The 20,592-nt window shown below is 73.3% G+C and carries 20 protein-coding genes; 8 read left to right on the top strand and 12 right to left on the bottom strand.

Annotated elements, in window-relative coordinates:
- Window positions 1-64 precede the first annotated feature (64 nt).
- The gene (metH, locus tag C6361_RS03075; RefSeq protein WP_107266683.1) at window positions 65-3,577 is read right to left on the bottom strand and encodes a methionine synthase; all 3,513 of its coding nucleotides are present in this window, start codon (window positions 3,575-3,577) and stop codon (window positions 65-67) included.
- Between the two features lie 302 nt (window positions 3,578-3,879).
- On the opposite strand from metH, the gene C6361_RS03070 reads away from it, so the two are divergent.
- Together C6361_RS03070 and C6361_RS03065 are read left to right on the top strand one after the other, a co-directional pair.
- Complete coding sequence (locus C6361_RS03070; RefSeq protein WP_101366070.1) at window positions 3,880-4,749, top strand: PAC2 family protein; 870 nt, start codon at window positions 3,880-3,882, stop codon at window positions 4,747-4,749.
- 341 nt (window positions 4,750-5,090) lie between these two features.
- Window positions 5,091-5,882 (top strand): GntR family transcriptional regulator, encoded by a 792-nt coding sequence (locus C6361_RS03065; RefSeq protein ID WP_107270700.1) that lies wholly within the window; start codon window positions 5,091-5,093, stop codon window positions 5,880-5,882.
- A gap of 51 nt (window positions 5,883-5,933) precedes the next feature.
- Here the strand turns inward: C6361_RS03065 and mshC are convergent, their stop codons facing one another.
- The 6 genes from mshC to C6361_RS03035 form a co-directional block, all read right to left on the bottom strand.
- Window positions 5,934-7,172 (bottom strand): cysteine--1-D-myo-inosityl 2-amino-2-deoxy-alpha-D-glucopyranoside ligase, encoded by a 1,239-nt coding sequence (gene mshC / locus C6361_RS03060; protein WP_107270699.1) that lies wholly within the window; start codon window positions 7,170-7,172, stop codon window positions 5,934-5,936.
- Window positions 7,173-7,291: 119 nt separating this feature from the next.
- A complete protein-coding gene (locus C6361_RS03055; protein WP_107266682.1) occupies window positions 7,292-8,110 on the bottom strand; it encodes an SCO1664 family protein in 819 nt (272 codons plus the stop codon).
- A gap of 31 nt (window positions 8,111-8,141) precedes the next feature.
- Window positions 8,142-8,717, bottom strand: coding sequence for a DUF3090 domain-containing protein (locus C6361_RS03050; RefSeq protein WP_107259165.1), 576 nt, complete (start codon window positions 8,715-8,717; stop codon window positions 8,142-8,144).
- A 112-nt stretch (window positions 8,718-8,829) separates the two neighbouring features.
- Window positions 8,830-9,570 (bottom strand): histidine phosphatase family protein, encoded by a 741-nt coding sequence (locus tag C6361_RS03045; protein ID WP_107266681.1) that lies wholly within the window; start codon window positions 9,568-9,570, stop codon window positions 8,830-8,832.
- A gap of 132 nt (window positions 9,571-9,702) precedes the next feature.
- The gene (locus tag C6361_RS03040; protein WP_107259167.1) at window positions 9,703-10,536 is read right to left on the bottom strand and encodes an undecaprenyl-diphosphate phosphatase; all 834 of its coding nucleotides are present in this window, start codon (window positions 10,534-10,536) and stop codon (window positions 9,703-9,705) included.
- A 64-nt stretch (window positions 10,537-10,600) separates the two neighbouring features.
- A complete protein-coding gene (locus C6361_RS03035; protein ID WP_107259168.1) occupies window positions 10,601-11,653 on the bottom strand; it encodes an LLM class F420-dependent oxidoreductase in 1,053 nt (350 codons plus the stop codon).
- A gap of 181 nt (window positions 11,654-11,834) precedes the next feature.
- On the opposite strand from C6361_RS03035, the gene C6361_RS03030 reads away from it, so the two are divergent.
- Both C6361_RS03030 and C6361_RS03025 read left to right on the top strand, forming a co-directional pair.
- Window positions 11,835-12,806 (top strand): aldo/keto reductase, encoded by a 972-nt coding sequence (locus C6361_RS03030; protein ID WP_107259169.1) that lies wholly within the window; start codon window positions 11,835-11,837, stop codon window positions 12,804-12,806.
- A gap of 78 nt (window positions 12,807-12,884) precedes the next feature.
- A complete protein-coding gene (locus tag C6361_RS03025; RefSeq protein ID WP_101366076.1) occupies window positions 12,885-13,076 on the top strand; it encodes a DUF5703 family protein in 192 nt (63 codons plus the stop codon).
- Between the two features lie 7 nt (window positions 13,077-13,083).
- Here the strand turns inward: C6361_RS03025 and C6361_RS03020 are convergent, their stop codons facing one another.
- Together C6361_RS03020 and C6361_RS03015 are read right to left on the bottom strand one after the other, a co-directional pair.
- Window positions 13,084-13,752, bottom strand: coding sequence for a hypothetical protein (locus C6361_RS03020; RefSeq protein WP_107266680.1), 669 nt, complete (start codon window positions 13,750-13,752; stop codon window positions 13,084-13,086).
- Between the two features lie 177 nt (window positions 13,753-13,929).
- Window positions 13,930-15,258 carry a M20/M25/M40 family metallo-hydrolase gene (locus C6361_RS03015; protein ID WP_107270698.1) on the bottom strand — a complete coding sequence of 443 codons (1,329 nt, stop codon included), beginning with the start codon at window positions 15,256-15,258 and terminating at the stop codon, window positions 13,930-13,932.
- Window positions 15,259-15,412: 154 nt separating this feature from the next.
- Here C6361_RS03015 and C6361_RS03010 point away from each other — a divergent pair, with 154 nt between their 5' ends.
- The 3 genes from C6361_RS03010 (at window position 15,413) to C6361_RS03000 (ending at window position 17,907) form a co-directional block, all read left to right on the top strand.
- Entirely contained in the window at window positions 15,413-16,075 is a 663-nt protein-coding gene (locus C6361_RS03010; RefSeq protein WP_107266679.1) for a hemerythrin domain-containing protein, read from the top strand.
- An 85-nt stretch (window positions 16,076-16,160) separates the two neighbouring features.
- Entirely contained in the window at window positions 16,161-16,841 is a 681-nt protein-coding gene (locus C6361_RS03005; protein WP_107270697.1) for a ThuA domain-containing protein, read from the top strand.
- Between the two features lie 94 nt (window positions 16,842-16,935).
- Entirely contained in the window at window positions 16,936-17,907 is a 972-nt protein-coding gene (locus tag C6361_RS03000; protein ID WP_107259172.1) for a LysR family transcriptional regulator, read from the top strand.
- Window positions 17,908-18,068: 161 nt separating this feature from the next.
- Here C6361_RS03000 and C6361_RS02995 read toward each other — a convergent pair whose 3' ends face one another.
- Window positions 18,069-19,313, bottom strand: a complete 1,245-nt coding sequence (locus C6361_RS02995; protein ID WP_107266678.1) for a sugar MFS transporter — start codon at window positions 19,311-19,313, stop codon at window positions 18,069-18,071.
- 369 nt (window positions 19,314-19,682) lie between these two features.
- Between C6361_RS02995 and C6361_RS02990 the strand changes: the two genes are divergently transcribed.
- Entirely contained in the window at window positions 19,683-19,919 is a 237-nt protein-coding gene (locus C6361_RS02990) for a hypothetical protein (protein ID WP_107259174.1), read from the top strand.
- Window positions 19,920-19,987: 68 nt separating this feature from the next.
- Here the strand turns inward: C6361_RS02990 and C6361_RS02985 are convergent, their stop codons facing one another.
- Window positions 19,988-20,338, bottom strand: coding sequence for a DUF3140 domain-containing protein (locus C6361_RS02985; RefSeq protein ID WP_107259175.1), 351 nt, complete (start codon window positions 20,336-20,338; stop codon window positions 19,988-19,990).
- Window positions 20,338-20,502 carry a hypothetical protein gene (locus C6361_RS36810; RefSeq protein ID WP_159079152.1) on the bottom strand — a complete coding sequence of 55 codons (165 nt, stop codon included), beginning with the start codon at window positions 20,500-20,502 and terminating at the stop codon, window positions 20,338-20,340. Before C6361_RS36810 ends, C6361_RS02985 begins: the two co-directional genes overlap by 1 nt.
- Window positions 20,503-20,592: the final 90 nt, after the last annotated feature.

The raw sequence follows: 20,592 nt of genomic DNA, 5'->3' as shown, positions 1-20,592 counted from the left end.
TCCCGGCCGTGCCGGAGTTCGCCGGCAATTACCCCGGCCGGTTACCCGGGGTCGGGACGGCCGGTCACCTGGCGTTGAAGTAGCCGGCGTCCGGGTGGTGCACCACGATGGCGTCGGTCGCCTGCTCCGGCACGAGCTGGAACTCCTCGGAGAGCCGGACCCCGATCCGCTCCGCGCCGAGCAGCTCGACCAGCTTCGCCCGGTCCTCCAGGTCGGGGCAGGCCGGATAACCGAACGCGTACCGGCAGCCCCGGTAGTCGGTACGCAGCAGCCCGGCGAGGTCGTCCGGGTCGTCGTCGGCCACGGTACGGCCGTCGGGCAGGGTCAGCTCGGCCCGGATCCGGCGGTGCCAGTACTCGGCGAGCGCCTCGGTGAGCTGCACCGACAGCCCGTGCACCTCCAGGTAGTCGCGGTACTCGTCCCCGGCGAAGAGCTTCGCGGCGTACTCGCCGACCGGCTCCCCGACGGTGACCAGTTGCAGCGCGACGACGTCGAGCCGCTCGCCCCGGGGCCGGAAGAAGTCGGCGAGGCAGAGCCGGCGCTCCTGCCGCTGCCGGGGAAAGCTGAACCGGGCCCGTTCGGCCTCGCCCCGCTCGTCGAGCAGCACCAGGTCGTTGCCGTCGGAGTACGCCGGGAAGTAGCCGTAGACCACCGCCGCCTCCAACACCCGGTCGGCGGCGAGCCGGTCCAGCCAGGAGCGCAGCCGGGGCCGTCCCTCGGTCTCCACCAGCTCCTCGTAGCTCGGCCCGGAGCCGCCGCGCGACCCGCGCAGCCCCCACTGGCCGGCGAAGGTGGCCCGCTCGTCGAGCAGGGCCGCGTAGTCGGCCAGCGGGATGCCCTTCACCACCCGGGTACCGAAGAACGGCGGCGCCGGCACCTCCACGGCGACCGCCACGTCGGAGCGGACCGAGGCGTCGGAGAGTTCCGGCAGCACCGCAGCGGTTCGGGCCCGCTGTCGATCGCGGCGGGCCCGCCGGGCGGCCAGCGCCGCCTCCCGCTCGGCGTCCACCACCGGGGCGCCGCCGCGCTTCGCCGCCATCAGCCGGTCCATCAGGGACAGTCCCTCGAAGGCGTCCCGGGCGTAGTGCACCTCGCCGGGGTACGTCGACCGGAGGTCGTCCTCGACGTACGACCGGGTCAGCGCCGCACCGCCGAGCAGTACCGGCCAGCGCCCGGCGACCCCCCTGGACGCCATCTCGGCGAGGTTCTCCTTCATCACCACGGTGCTCTTCACCAGCAGCCCGGACATCCCGACGGCGTCGGCGGCATGCTCCTCGGCCGCCTCCAGGATCGCCGCGATCGGCTGCTTGATGCCGATGTTGACCACCTCGTAGCCGTTGTTGGTCAGGATGATGTCCACCAGGTTCTTGCCGATGTCGTGCACGTCGCCCTTGACGGTGGCGAGCACGATCCGGCCCTTGCCGCCGTCGTCGGACTTCTCCATGTGCGGTTCGAGGTGGCCCACCGCCGCCTTCATCACCTCGGCCGACTGGAGCACGAACGGCAGTTGCATCTGGCCGGCGCCGAAGAGCTCGCCGACCACCCTCATCCCGTCCAGCAGCAGGTCGTTGACGATCGCCAGCGCCGGGCGGCCGGTCAGCGCCTCGTCGAGGTCGGCCTCCAGGCCGTTGCGCTCGCCGTCGATCACCCGCCGCTTCAGCCGTTCGTCGACCGGCAGCGCGGCCAACTCCTCCGCCCGGGTGGCCCGGGCCGAGGCGGCGTCCACCCCCTCGAAGAGTTCGATGAACCGGGCCACCGGGTCGTGGCCGGGCCGGCGCCGGTCGTAGACCAGGTCCAGCGCCGCCTCGCGCTGCTCGTCCGGGATCCTGGCCATCGGCAGGATCTTGCTGGCGTGCACGATCGCGCTGGTCAGGCCGGCCTGCACGCACTCGTGCAGGAAGACCGAGTTGAGCACCTGCCGGGCCGCCGGGTTCAGCCCGAACGAGACGTTCGAGATGCCGAGCGTGAAGTTGACCCCCGGATAGCGGCGGGCGATCTCCCGGATCGCCTCGATCGTCTCGATGCCGTCCCGCCGGGTCTCCTCCTGGCCGGTGGCGACCGGGAAGGTGAGGCAGTCGACCAGGATGTCGCGGCGGTCGATCCCCCACCGGCCGGTGAGGTCGTCGATCAGCCGGGACGCCACCCGTACCTTCCAGTCGGCGGTCCGGGCCTGCCCCTCCTCGTCGATGGTCAGCGCCACCACCGCGGCGCCGTGCTCGCGGACCAGCGGCAGCACCCGGGCGTACCGGGAGTCGGGGCCGTCGCCGTCCTCGAAGTTCACCGAGTTGACCACGCACCGGCCGCCGAGCATCTCCAGCCCGGCCTCGATCACCGCCGGCTCGGTCGAGTCCAGCATGATCGGCAGGGTGGAGGCGGTGGCGAACCGGCCGGCGATCTCCCGCATGTCGCGTACGCCGTCCCGGCCGACGTAGTCGACGCAGAGGTCGAGCAGGTGCGAACCGTCCCGGGCCTGGCTGCGGGCGATCTCGACACACGCCTGCCAGTCACCGGCCAGCATCGCCTCCCGGAACGCCCTGGAGCCGTTGGCGTTGGTGCGCTCGCCGACCATCAGCACGCTGGCGTCCTGGGCGAACGGCACCTGGTGGTAGAGGCTGGCCACCCCCGGCTCCGGCTCGGGCGTCCGGGGCGGCACCGCCACCTCACCGAGCCGGTCCACCACCGCCCGGATGTGCGCGGGCGTGGTACCGCAGCAGCCGCCGACCAGGCAGAGCCCGTACTCCTCGACGAAGCCGGCCAGCGCCTCCGCCAACTCCTCCGGGGTCAGCGGATAGCGGGCCCCGTCGGCGGTCAGCTCCGGCAGCCCGGCGTTCGGCATCACCGACAGCGGGATCCGGGCGTGCCGGGACAGGTGGCGCAGGTGCTCGGTCATCTCGGCCGGCCCGGTGGCGCAGTTGAGCCCGATCAGGTCGATGCCGAGCGGCTCCAGCGCGGTCAGCGCCGCGCCGATCTCGGTGCCCAGCAGCATCGTGCCGGTGGTCTCGACCGTGACGTGGCAGATCACCGGCAGCTCCCGGCCCGCCTCGGCCAGCGCCCGCCGGGCCCCGACGACCGCGGCCCTGACCTGGAGCAGGTCCTGGCAGGTTTCGACGATCAGCCCGTCCGCGCCGCCGGCGACCAGCCCGGCCGCGTTGGCCTGGTACGCGTCGCGCAGTTCGGCGTAGCCGAGGTGGCCCAGCGTCGGCAGCTTGGTCCCCGGCCCCATCGCGCCGAGCACGTACCGGGGCCGGTCCGGGGTACCCGCCGCGTCGGCGGCCTGCCGGGCCAGCCGGGCGCCGGCCTCGGCCAGCTCGGCGATCCGGTGCTCGATGCCGTACTCGCGCAGCGCGGAGAGGTTCGTCCCGAAGGTGTTCGTCTCGACGCAGTCGGCCCCGGCGGCGAGGTACCCGTCGTGCACCGACCGGACGACGTCGGGCCGGCTCACGTTGAGTATCTCGTTGCAGCCCTCGTGCCCCTCGAAGTCGTCCAGGGTCAGCTCGGCCGCCTGCAACATCGTCCCCATCGCGCCGTCGGCGACCAGTACCCGGCCGCCCAGGGCGTCACGTAGCGGAGTCGGCACGACTTCAGGCTAGTCCGGCGGGGGTGCTGACAACCGGACGTGGGCGTACCATTGCCGAACGTACGGTCCGCCGGGCAATCGCCCTTTCTGTCCTGGTTGTCCGGGCCGGTCCGATGGCGGTCGACCTGCCGGACCGCTCCCCCGGCGGGCCGAGCCGGCGCGGCCGGCGGGCCGCATCCGAGTCAGGGACGTAGGCTGACGGACGTGAGGGACAACAGGGACGGCACCAGGCACATCGGGGGCACCACCACGCGGCTCCGGACCGCCCGGCTCGGCCGTGGCACGCACGCTGGGGGTAGGGCGTGACCGAGTTCGACGGGCTGCCCGAGCTGCGCTCGCCGGTCGCGATCGCGGCCTTCGAGGGCTGGAACGACGCGGCCGACGCCTCCACCGCGGCGGTCGAACACCTCGAACAGGTGTGGCAGGCGCGCCAGATCACCGAACTGGACCCCGAGGACTTCTACGACTTCCAGGTGAGCCGACCGACGATCACGATGGCCGACGGCGAGACCCGCCGGGTCGAGTGGCCGACCACCCGGTTCATGCGGGCCAGCCCGGACGGTACGGACCGCGACGTCGTGCTGATTCGGGGCATCGAGCCCAGCATGCGCTGGCGCACCTTCTGCGAGCAGGTGCTGGAGCTCTGCCACAGCCTCGAAATCAACCGGATCGTGCTGCTCGGCGCGCTGCTTGCCGACGTGCCGTACACCCGGCCGCTGCCGATCAGCGGCAGCGCCTCGGACAAGGACGCCGCCGAGCGCTACCAGCTCACCCCGACCCGCTACGACGGCCCGACCGGGATCGTCGGGGTACTGCACGACGCCGCCACCCGGGCCGAGGTCGACGCCGTCTCGTTCTGGGTGCACGTGCCGCACTACGCCAACAACCCGCCCTGCCCGAAGGCGACGCTGGCCCTGCTGCACCGGGTCGAGGAGGTGCTCGACCTCCCCGTCCCGATGTCGGAGCTGGCCGAGGAGGCCGCCGAGTGGGAGCAGCGGGTCCGCACCGCCGCCGAGCAGGACGCCGAACTCGGCGAGTACGTCCGCGAGCTGGAGGAACGGGTCGGCGACGCCGGCATCCAGCCGCTGACCGGTGACGAGATCGCCCAGGAGTTCGAGAAGTACCTGCGGCGGCGCGGCGGCTCCGCCGGCCCCACCGCCGGCTCCTGGTGACCGCTGCCAGCTCCTGGTGAACGCCTCGGGTCCCTGGTGACCGCTGCCGACTCGCCGACGGTCCGCCGTCGGTGAGTCGGCCGGACCGGGGGCCCTCGTGTATCTGCCGACCGATGGGCTTCCGGTTCTTCGGCGCTTCCTCGGCCGCTTCCTCGGCCGCCTCTTCGGCCGGTTACCGGCCGCATGCCGACGCTGATCGGTCGCTTCCCGACGCTGACCCGCCGCCGACTTCCGATTCTCGGTGTGAACGTTCCGTGTTCCGGTTGCCCGGCGCACACCCCGTAAGGCATCCTAGGAACCTAGCGTATTGCTGGATCATGTCCTGGGCGGACGGAGGAGCGGTGCAGATCAATCCCGGAGCGGCCGAGTTCCCCCACCGGCAGATCGCCGGCCAGTTGCGGGCGAGGATCCGGGCGGGCGACTGGGCGGCCGGTGAGCGGCTCCCCTCCATCCCCGCCATCGCCGAGATGTTCGGGGTGGCCAAGCAGACCGTGCAGCGGGCCATCGACCAGCTCCGGGTGGAGGGCGTGCTGATCACCAAGCCGGGCTCCGGGACGTACGTCCGAGGCACCCGGCGCCGGCTCAACCGGCTCTCCCGGGGCCGGTACGGCGGCCACCGGGGCTACCACGCCGACCTGGCCGCCCGGTACCGCCAACAGCTGGTACAGGTCGGCCGGGCACCGGCCCCGCCGGAGGTCGCCGACGCCTTCGGGGTGCCCGACGGCACCGAACTGGTCGTCCGGCGGCACCTGGTCCGCACCGAGGAGGTGCCGGTGGAGGTGGGCGCCTCCTGGTTCCGCACCGCCGACGCCGCCGGCACCAGCCTGGAGCGGATGGAAGCGTACGGCCGGCCGCTCTACCAGGAGGCCGAGGAGGCGATCGGCCGGCGCTACGTCTCGGCGACCGACCAGATCAGCGCCCGGCAGCCGAGCCGGGAGGAGGCGGAGATCCTCCAGATCCGCCCCGACACGCCGGTGCTGCACCTGCTGCACGTCGCCTACGACGCCAGCCACCGGCCGATCGAGGTGGCCCAGGCGACCTGGCCCGGCCCGATGACCACGCTGACCGAGCAGTACCAGGTCCCCGGCCCGGCGCCGGAGGCCGACCCGGACCCGGGACTGGTGCTCGGCTGAACGGTGCCGCCGCGAGGCCCCCTCGCGGGACGGAGGGGACCTCGCGGGCGGTCAGAGCTTGATGCCGAGCAGCGCGTCCACGGTGGCGGCCATCAGGTCCGGCGCGGCCGGATCGGCACCGGACCGGGCCAGCGCCGCATCCGCCCAGCGGTCCACCAGGGCCAACGCGCCCGGCGTGTCCAGGTCGTCGGCGAGCCGTTCGCGTACCCCGGCCAGCAGCTCCGGGCCGGCGGGCCCGGACGGCGCGGCGGCGGCCTCCCGCCACCGGGCCAGCCGCGAGGTGGCGTCCTTGAGCAGGTCGTCGGTCCACTCCCGGTCGCTGCGGTAGTGGCCGGCGAGCAGCGCCAGCCGGACCGCCATCGGGTCGACGTGGTCGGCCCGGAGCCGGGAGACGAAGACCAGGTTCCCCTTCGACTTCGACATCTTCTCGCCGTCCAGGCCGATCATCCCGGCGTGTACGTAGTGCCGGGCGAACGGCTCCGCCCCGGTGAGCCGCTCGGCGTGCGCCGCCGAACACTCGTGGTGCGGAAAGACCAGGTCGTTGCCGCCGCCCTGGACGTCGATGGTCTCGCCGAGCAGCGCCATCGCGATCACCGCACACTCGATGTGCCAGCCCGGCCGCCCGGGGCCCAGCGGGCCGCCCTCCCAGGCCGGTTCGCCGTCCCGGGCGCCACGCCAGAGCAGCGGATCGAGCGGATCCCGCTTGCCGGCCCGGTCCGGATCCCCGCCCCGCTCGGCGAAGTAGTCGAGCATCTCCGCCCGGTTCAGGTTCGACTCGTAGCCGAACCGGGGCGCGGCGGAGATGTCGAAGTAGACGTCCCCGGTGCCGTCGTCGAGCCGGTACGCGGCACCGTCGTCGAGCAGCATCCGCACCTTCTCGGCGATCGCCGGGATCGACTCGACGGCGCCGACGTAGTGGGCGGGCGGGATCATCCGCAGCGCCTCCATGTCCTCCCGGAACAGCGCGGTCTCCCGCATCGCCAGGACCACCCAGTCCTCGCCGTCCCGTTCGGCCCGCTCCAGCAGCGGATCGTCGATGTCGGTGACGTTCTGCACGTAGCTGACCTGATGGCCGCCGTCCCGCCACACCCGCTGTACGAGGTCGAAGGCGATCATCGTCGCGGCATGCCCCAGATGGGTCGCGTCGTACGGAGTGATCCCGCAGACGTACATCGTCGCCGGCCCGGAGGGGCGGGTCGGGTGCACGCCGCGGCGTGCCGAGTCGTACAGCGCGAGCCGCGGTCCCCTGCCCGGCAGCCGCGGAATCTCGTGACCCATCCAGGTTTCCATGGTCACCAGCCTAGTCAGCCGGACCGACGCGAATCCCCGGCGCGAGGGCAGGGGTGATCAGATCGACAGCACCGACCGGCCCGCCCGGAGACCCGGGACGGCGGCGCCGGAGGCGCGGCTCAGATCGGCGGCCAGGGGATGGCCGGCCACTCCTCGGAGGGCTCCGGAAACCGGGCCGTCGCGAGCAGCCGGTCGACCCGGCGGGCCAGCGCGGCGACCTCGCCGAGGGTCAGGTGCTCGGCCAGGCTCTCCCCCAGCGGGCCGGTCAGCCCCCGGGACAGCTCGGTCAGCATCTCCAGCGCGTCCGGCGGCAGGTCCCGGCCCGCCCAGCCCCAGAGCACCGTGCGGAGCTTCTCCTCGAAGTGGAAGCAGACGCCGTGGTCGACGCCGTAGATCCGGTCGTCCGCCCCGACGAGCACGTGCCCGCCCTTGCGGTCCGCGTTGTTGATCACCGCGTCGAGGACGGCGAGCCGGGCCAGCCGGGGGTCGTCGGCGTGCGCCAGGGCGTACGGGGCGCCGTCCTCGTCCCGGGCGGCCGCGACCCGGAACCACCGGGCCGGCAGGCTCCGGGCGGGTACGAACCCGACCAGCGGCTCGGCCTGCTCCGGCTCGTCGATCCAGAGCTGGCAGGCGCCGGGGCCGAGCGGACCGTCCCGCAGAACGGTCGGCGGGACCAGGTCCCACCCGGTGGCCCGGGAGAGCAGGTACGCCGAGACCTCCCGACCGGCCAGGGTCCCGTCCGGGAAGTCCCAGAGCGGCCGCTCACCCCGGATCGGCTTGTAGACGCAGCGGGCGGTCACCCCGTCCAGGGTCAGGAACCCCCGCAGGGTCGTGTTGGAGGCGTCGACCAGCCGACCCTCCAGCTCGAATTCGCCCCCTTCCAGGAGGCGCAGCGCGTCGCTCTCGTCCAGCACGGGTCGCAGTTCGGAGGAGGTCACCGGGGCGGTCCCGGCGGCAGCACGGCGACCGTCACCGGTGGTAGCCGTTGTGTCGGGGACAGAGGTGGCCGGCCGGGTCGAGCGGCTGGCCGCAGAGCGGGCACGGCGGCCGGCCGGCCGCCACCACCCGGCGGGCCCGCTCGATGAACTCGCGGGCCGCCTGCGGGGTCAACCGGACCCGGAGCCGGTCGAGGTCGTCGTCGGGCTCCTCCTCGTCCTCGTCGACCTCTTCCTCGCCGCCGAGTTCGACCTCCGCCTCGGCCTCCCCGGCCGCGATCGCCTCGATCACCACCGTCGCGGTGTCGACGTCGAAGGCGAGACCGAGGGTGCCGACCCGGAACTCCTCGTCGACCGGCGTGTCCAGCGGCTCGTTGTCGGAGGTGACCGGGGGCGGCTCGGGCAGCTCGACACCGAACCGCCGGTGCGCCTCGGTCAGCAGCTCCTCCAGCTTCTCGGCCAGCAGCGAGACCTGGACCTTCTCCAGGGCGACGCTGACCAGCCGGCCGCCGCCGCGCGCCTGGAGGAAGAACGTCCGCTCACCCGGCGGACCCACAGTTCCGGCGACGAACCGCTCGGGCGGCTCGAATGCGTGCACCTGGTGGGTCATACCCACGACCCTATCCGGCCCGGTACCACACCGCGCAGCCCACCGACCCGAATCACCGTACGCCCCGGTCCGGTCGCTGCGGGGCACCGCCCGGGACGGCAGCGCCGCCCGGTCACCGCCGCCGCCCGGCGGGGCCAGCCGATCCGGCGCCGGCCACCCCCACCCCACCGCCGACCGCCGCGTCGGAGGAGACCGGGCGGGCCCGGCGGCGCCGGGTCGGGCGCGGCGGGACCAGGCTGGTCAGGTCGCCGCCGGTGTCGTTGAGCCGCAGCACGAACGGGCGGACCGGGGTGTAGCGGATTCCGGTCACCGACCCCGGGTCGGCCACGATCCGCTGGAACTGGTCCAGGTGTACGCCCATCGCGTCCGCCACGATGGCCTTGATCACGTCGCCGTGGCTGCACGCCAGCCAGACCGCCTCCGGCCCGTGCTCGGTGGTGATCCGGGCGTCCCAGCGGCGTACCGCCTCGACCGCCCGGGCCGCCATCCCGGCCATCGACTCCCCGTCCGGAAAGACCGCCGCGCTCGGGTGCTGCTGCACCACCTGCCACAGTGGATCCTTGGCCAGCTTCTTCAGCGGCTGGCCCTGCCAGGCGCCGTAGTCGCACTCGACGAGTCCCTCCTCGACCGTCGGTACGGCGTCGGGCAGCGCCAGCTCCAGCGTCTGCCGGCACCGGATCAGCGGGCTGGTCACCACCGCCGCCAGCGGGATCGCCCGGAGCCGGCCGCCCACCGCCGTCGCCTGGGCCCGGCCGGTCTCGTCGAGTTCCACGGGTTGCCGTCCGGCCAGGCCGCCGTCGGCGTTCGCCGTGGTCCGGCCGTGCCGGAGGAGCAGAAGGGTCGCCACGACCACACCCTACGTTCCGGCCGTCCGGCCGCCCCGGCGAGCCGCCAGGTCGGCCGCCCCGACCGGAGGGTCACCGGCCCGGCGGCCGGGCCCCGGTGACGGCCGGCGGGCCGACCACCGACGGCCGTGGCGGGTGGATCAGGTGGCGCTGATCGTGCCGGTCAGCAGCAGGGCCAGGACCAGGCTGCCCAGCGCCACCCGGTAGAGCACGAAGACGTAGAGGGTGTGGTGCGCGACATAGCGCAGCAGCCAGGCGATGGCGGCGTAGCCGACCCCGAAGGCGATCACCGTGGCCACGATCATCTGCGCCGGGGTCGGGATCGAGCCGCCGCCGCTGGTGTCGAAGACGTCGGGGAGGCTGAAGATCCCGGACATCACCACCGCCGGGATGGCCAGCAGGAAGGAGTACCGGGCCGCCGCCTCGCGGGTCAGGTTGAGGAAGAGCCCGGCGGTCAGCGTGCCGCCGGACCGGGACACCCCGGGGATCAGCGCCATCGCCTGGGCGAAGCCCATCACGACGCCGTCCTTGAGGGTGAAGTTCTCCAGCCGGCGGGTCTGCCGGCCCCAGTACTCGGCGAAGGCGAGCACGAAGGCGAAGACGATCAACGTGGTGGCGACCAGCCAGAGGTTCCGGGCGGTGTCCCGGATCTGGTCCTTGAAGAGGAAGCCGAAGACGCCGATCGGGATCGAGCCGATGATGACGTACCAGCCCATCCGGTAGTCGAGGCTCGACCGCACGGACTTGTCCCAGATCCCGACCACCCAGACCCGGGTGATCCGCCAGATGTCCTTGGCGAAGTAGAGCAGCACGGCCGCCTCGGTGCCGAGCTGGGTGACCGCGGTGAAGGACGCCCCGGCGTCCTGGTCGAAGAAGATCGCCGAGGTGATCCGCAGATGACCCGACGAACTGACCGGCAGGAACTCGGTGAGGCCCTGGACGATCCCCAGGACGATTGCCTCGATCCAGCTCACCCGCGCACCCCGCTCGTTCCCGTACCCCGCCGCTCGCCCGCCGGCCCGTGCTCTCCCGGCCCGCTCACTCGCCGACCCCGGCGAGGTCCAGCGCCTCGGCGCAGGTACGCAGGGTCTCGATCCCGCTCTCCGCGTCGGCGACGAAGAGGGTCAGCGAGAGCGTGGTGACGCCGGCAGCGGCGTACTCGCGCATCCGGTCGGCGATCCGCTCCTTCGGGCCGAGCAGGGAGGTCCGGTCGATGAACTCGAGTGGTACGGCCGCCGCCGCGTCGCGCTGCCGCTTGGCCAGGTAGAGGTCCTGCACCTCGCGGGCGGCGTCGCCGTACCCCATCCGGGTGGCGAGCTGGTTGTAGAAGTTCTGCTCCCGGCTGCCCATCCCGCCGACGTAGAGCGCGGCGTACCAGCGGACCAGTTCGGCGCAGGCGGCGACGTCGTCACCGACCACCACCGGCACGCTGGGCACCACGTCGAAGCCGGCGAGTTCCTTGCCGACCTTCGCCCGGCCGGCGGTCACCGCGCCGAGCTGCTCGGCGGCGAACTCCGGCGCGTAGAAGATCGCCAGCCAGCCGTCGGCGATCTCACCGGCGAGTTCGAGGTTCTTCGGCCCGACCGCGGCCAGGTAGATCGGGATCTCCTCCCGGGGCGGATGGAAGCCGAGCCGGAGCGCCTTGCCGGGGCCGTCCGGCAGCGGCAGGCGGTAGTGCGCGCCGTCGTACTCCACCGGCTTGCGGGCGATGGCCAGCTTGACGATGTCGACGTACTCCCGGGTCCGGGCCAGCGGCTTGGCGAACCGCACCCCGTGCCAGCCCTCCGAGACCTGCGGGCCGGAGACGCCGAGACCGAGCCGGAACCGGCCGCCGGAGACGGCGTCGATGGTGGCGGCGGTCATCGCGGTCGCCGCCGGGCTGCGGGCCGGGATCTGCATCACCGCCGAGCCGACGTCGATCCGCTCGGTCTGCCCGGCCAGCCAGGCCAGCATGCTGGGCGAGTCCGAGCCGTACGCCTCCGCCGCCCAGACCACCGAGTAGCCGAGCCGGTCCGCCTCCCGGGTGAGGGCGAGGTGGTCCGCCGGAGTGCTCCACGCCGTCTGGTATCCGAGGCTGAGCCCGAGTCGCACTGCTTCTTCTCCCCCATCCGTGGCGCAAGTCGCATCAGGGTACGCAATGACCCCCGACCCTCCTCCGCTGACCCGCCGATGCCGGACCCGTGCCTGGACGTCGTTTTTGTACCTCTCGACCCGCAGCGGGATGGCGGGAGCGAGGATATCGGCGGGGCGATGTTCTGAATAAGGTTCAACCATGCAACAGCGACCGCTCGGCCGAAGCGGGCTGGCGGTTTCCCGGCTCGCGCTCGGCACCATGACCTGGGGTCGGGACACCGATGCGGACGACGCTGCCGCGCAACTGAAGAGTTACCTGGACGCCGGGGGCAACATCGTCGACACGGCCGACGTCTACGGCGACGGGGACGCCGAGGCGGTGATCGGCTCACTGCTCGGCACCCTGGTCCCCCGCGACGACCTGCTGATCGCCACCAAGGCGGGGCTGCGGCCCGGTCCCGGCCGCCGCCGGGACACCTCCCGGGGCCACCTGCTGCGCACCCTGGACGCCTCGCTGCGCCGGCTCGGCACCGACCACGTCGACCTGTGGCAGGTGCACGGCTACGACCCGGCCACCCCGCTGGAGGAGACGCTGGCCGCGCTGGACCACGCGGTGACCAGCGGCCGGGTGCGCTACGTCGGCGTCTCCAACTTCTCCGGCTGGCAGACCGCCCGGGCCGCCACCTGGCAGGCGGCGTTCCCCGGCCGGGCGCCGGTGGTCGCCGCCCAGGTGGAGTATTCCCTGCTGGAGCGCGGCATCGAGCGGGAGCTGCTGCCCGCCTGCGAGGAGCTCGGGCTCGGCGTGCTGCCCTGGTCACCGCTGGGTCGCGGGGTGCTGACCGGGAAATACCGGCACGGCCGACCGGCCGACTCCCGGGCCGCCTCGGCACACTTCGAACCCTTCGTCGCCCGCTATCTGGAGCCGCGCTGCTCCAGCATCGTCGAGGCGGTGGCGACCGCGGCCGGCGGACTGGGCGTGTCACCGCTGGAGGTGGCGCTGGCCTGGGTCCGGGACCGGCCCGGGGTGGTCGCCCCGATCCTCGGCGCCCGCACCGTTGGTCAGCTGCTCGGCGCACTCCAGGTGGAGCGGATGACGCTGCCGCTGGAGATCACCCGGGCCCTCGACGACGTCTCGTCCGTTCCGGTCGGCTACCCGGAACGGGACAGCTGACCCCGGACGGGGACACGGCACACCGCACCGGCGCGGAAGGACTGGTGCCGCCCCGCGCGCGTGGGCAGGATAGAGGACATGGACTACGAATACGCGCCATTGCGGTTACCGCCGAATGTCGACCGGAAGACCGCAATGGCGCAACTGGCGATCCAGGCCGAGTTCTCCGGCTGGGAGCTGGCCCGGGTGCGACTGTTCCGGGACGGCACCCGACAGGTGGTGCTGCGCCGCCGGGTGGCCAACCAGTCGCAACCGGGCCTCTCCTACTGAACCACCCCTACCGGGCCCGCTCGGTCTCCTCGTCGGCGTCCGACAGGAACGGGTGCTCGTCCAGCCGACCGACGAGCCGGTCGTCGGCCCCCGGCGTGAACGGCCCGCTGCTGTCCTCGTCGTCGAAGGACTCCAGGTCGAGCGGGACGGAGACCTCGCTGACCATCACCACGCCGTCCAGCGGCTCCAGCTCGGGGATGTCGAGGGCGCCCAGCGACCCGTCCCCGGTCTGCAACAGCTCCAGCACCGCCTCGCCGACACCCTCCACCACCGGCGACTCGTCGTCCTCCGGTACGGCGGCCCGCCGAGCGGCCTGGGCCACCCGGAGCAGGGCGGCGACGCTCGGCACCCGGTAGTCGCGCCGGTGGCGTACGGAGAGGACCAGCGGGTGCGGGTCGCTCGGCTCGGAGCCGTCGGCACCGCCCAGGCCCACCCCGAAGCGCTCGTCCGCCTCGTCCGGGTCGATCGCCTCCACGTCCCAGGGCGTGACCTCGCCGAAGGCGTCGAGCAGTTGCTCGTCGTACTCGTACGACGCGTTGTTGAGCTCGACGTACGCCTGCCAGACGGCATCGTCGTCGATCCGGCCCTCGGCGGCCCGGACGGCGGCGAGGTGCGCCCGAGCGGTCTCGATGACCCGTTCCAGGGCGGCGTCCAGCTCGGCGTGCTGGTCGGTCATGGTGTGGCCTGTCCCTTCGCTGCGATGTCGCCGGCCCGCCGAGCCCGGCGCGGGCGGGAAGTCGATACGCCGACGCGGCCGGGGCTGGGTGGACCGGGACTGGGTGGAACCGGAAGTAGATGGATCAACCGGGGAACCGTAGACGAGTGCCGCCGGATGTGCCAGGCGGACGGGTGGTCAGCTCTGCCGGAGGAACCGGTCGAGCACCCGCACGCCGAACTGTAGTCCGTCGACCGGCACCCGCTCGTCGATGCCGTGGAAGAGCGCGGAAAAGTTCAGGTCGGCCGGCAGCCGCAGCGGCGCGAAGCCGAAGCAGCGGATGCCGAGCTTGGCGAACGCCTTGGCGTCGGTGCCGCCGGAGAGCATGTACGGCACCGGCCGGGCACCCGGGTCCTCGGCCCGCAGCGCCGCCGCCATCGCGTCGACCAGGTCGCCGTCGAAACTGGTCTCCAGCGCCGGCTGCCGCTGGACGTGCTCGATCTCGATGTCCGGCCCGATCACCTCGCGCAACTGCTCCATCAGCAGCTCGGACTGGCCGGGCAGGCTCCGGCAGTCGATGGTGGCGCTGGCCCGGCTCGGGATCACGTTGTCCTTGTAGCCGGCGGCCAGCCGGGTCGGGTTGGCGGTGTTCCGGACCGTCGCCCCGATCAGGTTGGCGATCGGCCCCAGCTTGGCGATCGCCAGCTCCGGGTCGTCCGGGTCGAGTTCGATGCCGAGCGCCTCGGAGACCTGCTCCAGGAACGCCCGTACGGTCGGGGTGACCACGATCGGGAAGCGGTGCCGGCCGACCCGGGCCACCGCCTCGGCGAGGGCGGTGACGGCGTTGTCGTCGTGCACCATGGAGCCGTGTCCGGGGCGGCCCCGGGCGTGCAGCCGCAGCCACTCCAGGCCCTTCTCGGCGGTCTCGATGAGATAGAGCCGCAGGTCCGGGCTGACCGTGTAGGAGAAGCCGCCGACCTCGCCGATCGCCTCGGTGGCGCCCTCCAGCAGCTCGGGGTGGCGGTCGACCAGGAAGTGCGCGCCGTACTCGCCGCCGGCCTCCTCGTCGGCGGTGAAGGCGAGCACCAGGTCGCGGGGCGGGCGTACCCCGGTGCGCTGCCACTGGCGCACCACCGCGAGGACCATCGCGTCGAAGTCCTTCATGTCGATGGCGCCCCGGCCCCAGAGGTAGCCGTCGGCGATCTCGCCGGAGAACGGGTGCACCGACCACTCGCTCGCGTCGGCGGGTACGACGTCCAGGTGCCCGTGCACCAGCAGCGCGCCCCGGCCCGGGTCGGTACCGGGGATCCGGGCGACCAGGCTGGTCCGGCCGGGCGCGGACTCGCGCAGCTGCGACTCCACGCCGACCTCGGCGAGCTTGCCCGCGACGTATTCCGCGGCGGCCCGTTCCCCGACGGTGGTCTCGGGGTCGCCGGTGTTGCTGCTGTCGATCCGGAGCAGGTCCCGGCAGAGTTCGACGACCTCGTCGGCGGCGCTCGGGTGGGTGGACGCGGACTCGCTAGTCATGCGGTTCTTCATACCAGCCGGGCGGCTCCACGCGTCCGCCCCCACCCGGTGTCGGGTTTCGCCATCTGGACCCGAGGGTACCTGCGGGTGTCCGCCCAACAGCGCCGGTCGATGGATGGACCGGACCGGCGGACCTGGAGTGAGGAGGCCAACCGTGAGCGTGCCACTGCCGCCGCTGCCCCCGACCGGTGACGAGGAGGACTACCGGCCCGGCGGGCGCAGCATGGTGGAACTGCTCGCCGAGGAGCACGACCAGATCGTGGCGCTCTGCGGGGAGCTGACCGGGGAGATCGCGCCGGAGCGGCGCAGCCAGGTCGCCGAGGTGCTGACCGCGACCGTCGCCCGGCATCTCTCCGGCGAGGAGCAGTACCTCTACCCGACCGTGCGCAGCGCGCTGCCCGACGGCGGACCGCTGGCCGACCGGGAGCTGGCGGCGGACACCGACGTGCTGCGTACGCTGCGGGAACTCGCGCAGGTCACCCCGACCGAGCCCCGGTTCGCCGAACTCGCCGACGAGGTGACCGGGCAGCTGCGCCGGCACGCGTCGACCGCCTCGACGGAGATCTTCCCGGCACTGCGGGCGGCGGCCAGTGACGCCGAGCTGATCCGGCTCGGCAACCGGGTGGAGATCGCCGAGGAGGCCGCCCCGACCCGGCCGCACCCGGACACCCCGGCGACACCGCCGTGGAACCGGGTGGTCGAACCCGCGCTCGGCGTGGTGGACAAGGTACGCGACGCGGTGAGCGGCCGGCCGACGTACGTCGAGGACCTGACGCCACCGGCGACCACGGCGACGCCGCCGGCGGCGGCGACCTGAACGTCCGCCCGGATGGCATGATCCTGCTCGGCCCGGCGCGGACCCCGCGTCGGGCCGGGGTGCGTTACCGGACGGAGGTGTGGCGGTGCGAGACGCGTTGGTGGTCCGGGGCGGCTGGGAGGGGCACGTCCCGGTGGCCGCGACGGAGTTGTTCGTCCCGTTCCTGCGGGACGCGGGCTTCGCGGTGGAGGTCCACGACGACCTGGCCGTCTACGCCGACCCGGAGCGGATGGCCGCCGCCGACCTGGTGGTGCAGTGCTGGTCGATCGGGACGATCAGCGACGCGCAGGCGGCCGGGCTGACCGCGGCGGTCCGGGCCGGTACCGGGTTCGCCGGCTGGCACGGCGGGATCGTCGGCGCCTTCCACCACAACGCCTACCACCAGCTCACCGGCGGCGTCTTCGTGCACCATCCGCCGGGCTTCCTCGACCACGAGCTGACGGTACGCCCGGAGCGGGCCGACCATCCGATCGTCCGGGACATCGGGACGGTACGGCTGCACACCGAGAAGTACTGGGTGCTGACCGATCCGCTCAACGACGTACTCGCGACGGTGACCTTCGACCCGGAGCCGGTCGCGGAGGTGGGGGCGGCGGAGCGTACCCCGTGGGACCGGTCGGTCACCCTGCCGGCGGTCTGGACCAGATCCTGGGGCGCCGGCCGGGTCTTCGTCTCGACGGTCGGGCACAAGCTCGACGACCTGACCCTGCCGCCGATCCGGACGATCACCGAACGGGGCCTGCTCTGGGCCGCCCGTCAGAATTAGGTGTCCGTTCGGTTGCAGTTTGGGTTTCCTTTGGGGGATCTTTCACTAGTCAAAGGTCTAGCCGTGAATCCCTTTCGGGTCCTACCGTCACGCTATGAACCTGGAGCTGCGGCACCTCAAGGTGGTCTGCGCGATCGCGGAGACGGGCAGCGTGACGAAGGCGGCCTCGACCCTGGGCCTGGCACAGCCCGCGCTCACCGCACAGCTCCAGCGCATCGAGCGGACTCTCGGCGGCCCGCTGTTCGAGCGGGATCGACGCGGCGCCCGACCGACCGCGCTGGGTGAGCTGGTGCTGGCCCGGGCCCGGGTGCTGCTGCCCGCGATGAAGGGGTTGCAGGACGAGGCGGCCCGGCTGGCCGGAACCGGCACCACGATGACCCGGTTCCGGTTCGGCGGGGTGAACAGTCCGATCCTCGGTGGACTGGTGCACCGGCTCGCCGCCGACCAGCCGCACGCGCAGATCAGCACCCACGCGTCCTGGTCGGTGGACGAGCTGGCCCAGATGGTGCTCAGCGGCCGGCTCGACTTCGTGCTCTCCGGGGTCTGCGGTGACGCCGTACCGTCGGCGGAGTTCGGGCTGACCTGGCGGGCCGTGGCGATGGACGCCGTCTTCGTGCTGCTGCCGGAGGCGCATCCGCTGGCCGCCAACGACGAGGTGCACCTGGCGGCGCTCGCCGGGGAGCGCTGGGCGGCGGCGCCCGGTGACGGCTGCTTCGCCGACTGCTTCGTGGCGGCCTGCGCCCGGGCCGGCTTCACCCCGGCGAAGATCTACGAGACCGACATCCGCAGCTGCATCGACCTGGTCGAGGCGGGCGAGGCGATCGCGCTCGCCCAGGCCACCTTTCGACCGGTCTCCGGACTGGTCACCCGCCCGCTGGCGAACACGCCGCTGCGCTGGCGGCTGCTGCTCGGCTGGCACCCGGACGCCCCGGCGGCCGGCATCGCCGCCCGGGTGCTCGGACACGCCATCGCCGCCTACACCGACTCGTTGTCCCGCAACCCGAACTACCTCGCCTGGCTGGCCCGGAACCCGAACTTCGGCCCGCAGGACCTGGCCGCCGCCTGACCGCCGCCCGGCCGCCGTCCGGCTCCTCCACCTGGCCGCCGTCCGGCTCCGGCCCGGCTGACCGCCGTCCGGCTCCCCCGCCTGACCGCCGTCCGGCTCTGCCGCGCCCGAAACGGCCGAAGCGCCCGGGCCGGTCAGCCGGGGCGAGGCGGCCGGGCCGGTCAGCCCGGGGCGACCCGCCGGGTCAGCCGCCACCAGATCCCGAGCTGACCGACCGCCAGGACCAGGGCGAACGGCAGCAGGGTCCAGACACCCACCCCCTGGGCGACGACGCCGGCCAGCCAGGGGAAGACCGCCCCGCCGATCACCGAGACCCCGTTCAGCACCCCGATCGCGGTCGGCACCAGACGGCTGGCCGTCAACCGGGGCACCATCGCCATCGCGGTCGGGAAGAGCGGCCCGAGGAAGAAGCCGAGCAGTACCAGCGCGACGCTGGCCACCGCCGCGACCGGTACCGCCCAGGCGAGCAGGGCGCTGGCGGTGACCCCGAGCAGGCAGCCGGCGCTGGTGGCCGCCGGGGTGAGGCCGGCCCGGGTGGCCAGCGGGCTGATCAGGAAACGCCCGGCGGTCAGGCCCAGCCAGTAGCCGCTGACCGCGTAGCCGGCCAGCACCGTCGACTGGTCGTAGCCGTCGACCAGCAGGCTGAAGCCCCAGTTGCCGACGCTGATCTCGAGTCCTACGTAGACGGCGAGGAAGACCGCCGCCAGCACCACCGCCGGCTGCCGCAGCGCCGCGCGCAGCAGCCCGCCGCCGCCGGGCCGGTCGGGCGGACCGGCACCGCCGGGCGGCGGGCCGTCGACCGCCACCGGGCCGTCGGCGGCCGTCGGCGCCGGGCCGTGCTCCGGGCCGCGCCGACCCGGGTACGCCCAGAGGAAGCCGAGGACCAGCGGCAGCCCGGCCAGGGCCAGTACCAGCCACACCGCCGTCCACGGCAGCGAACGCAGCATCCAGGCGGCCAGCGCGGGTGCGAGCAGCGCCCCGACGCCGAAGAACGCGTGCAGCCGGTTCAGCAGTGTCGTCGCCCCGGGCAGCTCGCTGAGGTAGGCGTTGAGTACCGACTCCAGTACCCCGATGCCGTAGCCGGCGAGCACCTGCACGGCCACCAGAGCCAGGAAGGGTGGGCGGAGCGCCGTGTAGAGGGCGGCGAGCACGAAGGCGCCGCCGCCGACGGCCAGCGCGGTCCGGGTGCCGAGGCGGTCGATCAGGCCGCCGGTGGTGATCCCGGCCAGCAGGAAGCCGGCGGAGAAGGTGAAGAAGGTGATCCCGATGGTGGCCTTGTCGATCCCGTAGTCGTCGATCTGGGCCGGCAGCAGCACGCCGCCGACCCCGGCGCTCAGGCCGACCAGGACGAAGGCGGCATAGGCCAGCAGGACCGCCGGCCGCCGGCCGGGTCGGGTGACGGGCAAGGGGGCTCCTCGGCGGCGGTGCGGTGCGGGGTGCGCAGCGACGGGTCGATCGGGCGCCCAAGATTACGAGGCGCCGGCACGGATCGGAAGATCCGCCCGGCCCGCCGCACGAGGCGGTATGAGCTAGCCGGGATATACCTCGGTCGATCGTGGCCGGTTACCTTGACGGTGCCCTGCCCGACCCAGAACCTCCGGTACCGAGGCGACCGTCGACATCGCCCCGGCCGGCGGGACTGACCCCCGGTCGGCGGGGCACCTGCCACCGTGCGCCGTCCGGTTCCGGGCCGGACGGCGCACGGCCCGACCGGCCGAGACCGCCACCCGTGACGGACTGGTGCGAAGCGGCCGGGAGCGGGTACGGGTACCGGCATGACCGACATGATCCCGCCCGAGGACGACCGGGAGACCGTACGCCGGGTCGCCGCCGCGCACACCGCCGCCTCCCGGGACGTCGAGGCGTTCCTTCGCCGGGTACCGGCGCTGCCGACTCCCGAGGACATCGCCGAGTACGCGGCGCTGCTGGCCCGGGAGGAGGCGCTGCGTACCCAGCGGACCGATGCCGCCGACACGGCCGGACTGAACGTACCGTCGATCGGCGGCGCGTAGCTCGACCCGACCGACCACGCCGGTCTCCGTGTGACGGCGAACGGCGTGGTCGGTCGGGTCGGGTCGTACTACCGCTCGATCAGCGGGTCGTGGCCGAGGTCGAGCAGGGCCCGCCGCCACTGCTCGTCGGTCGCGCCGTCCGGGGGTCGGGTGTCGATCAGGTCCTGGATCTCGTCGACCGTCTCCCGCATCACCTGGATGTCGCCGTCGGTCAGGTCGACCTTGCGCTTGCCCAGGATCATCAGGATCTGCCGGCCGGGCTCCGGCAGCCCGAGATCGGGGTCGGCGCCGAACGCCTGCTCACCGGAGCCCTGGGTGAGCAGCCAGCTGCGCAGCTGCTCCGAGGTGACGTTGACGCGGCTGTGGAAGTCCTGCCACAGCTGCTCCACCTCCGGCTCCACCCGTTGCTGTCGGGCCATCACGCCTCCTCCGTCGACGGCGGCGCGGATCGGTCGGCCTCCTCCTCGGTACGGTTCCGGTTTCCCTGCGGCGGTTGGGGCCGTGCCGGTCCCCCGGCGGTCGGTGGCCGCAGCACGGCGTCGGTCTTCGCGCTCTTCTCGCGGTTCTCCTCGGGCTGGCTCACGTCGCTCTCCTCCTCTCGGCCCGGTCCCCGCCAGGCGGGTCGTACCCGCGGGTCCGGGTCTGCGGTCAGCGGGGCCCCGGCGCGGTGGCC

This window comes from Plantactinospora sp. BC1 (assembly GCF_003030345.1).
GTDB lineage: Bacteria > Actinomycetota > Actinomycetes > Mycobacteriales > Micromonosporaceae > Plantactinospora.
This window is presented reverse-complemented; position numbering and strand designations above follow the sequence as displayed.

Bases quoted from the DNA above. Each gene is read 5' to 3' on its own strand.
- C6361_RS03015 (WP_107270698.1), bottom strand. From the start codon at position 15,258: ATGACTAGCGAGTCCGCGTCCACCCACCCGAGCGCCGCCGACGAGGTC.
- C6361_RS03050 (WP_107259165.1), bottom strand. From the start codon at position 8,717: ATGACCCACCAGGTGCACGCATTCGAGCCGCCCGAGCGGTTCGTCGCC.
- C6361_RS03020 (WP_107266680.1), bottom strand. From the start codon at position 13,752: ATGACCGACCAGCACGCCGAGCTGGACGCCGCCCTGGAACGGGTCATC.
- C6361_RS03030 (WP_107259169.1), top strand. From the start codon at position 11,835: ATGCAACAGCGACCGCTCGGCCGAAGCGGGCTGGCGGTTTCCCGGCTC.
- C6361_RS02990 (WP_107259174.1), top strand. From the start codon at position 19,683: ATGACCGACATGATCCCGCCCGAGGACGACCGGGAGACCGTACGCCGG.
- C6361_RS03000 (WP_107259172.1), top strand. From the start codon at position 16,936: ATGAACCTGGAGCTGCGGCACCTCAAGGTGGTCTGCGCGATCGCGGAG.
- C6361_RS03025 (WP_101366076.1), top strand. From the start codon at position 12,885: ATGGACTACGAATACGCGCCATTGCGGTTACCGCCGAATGTCGACCGG.
- mshC (WP_107270699.1), bottom strand. From the start codon at position 7,172: ATGGAAACCTGGATGGGTCACGAGATTCCGCGGCTGCCGGGCAGGGGA.
- C6361_RS02985 (WP_107259175.1), bottom strand. From the start codon at position 20,338: ATGGCCCGACAGCAACGGGTGGAGCCGGAGGTGGAGCAGCTGTGGCAG.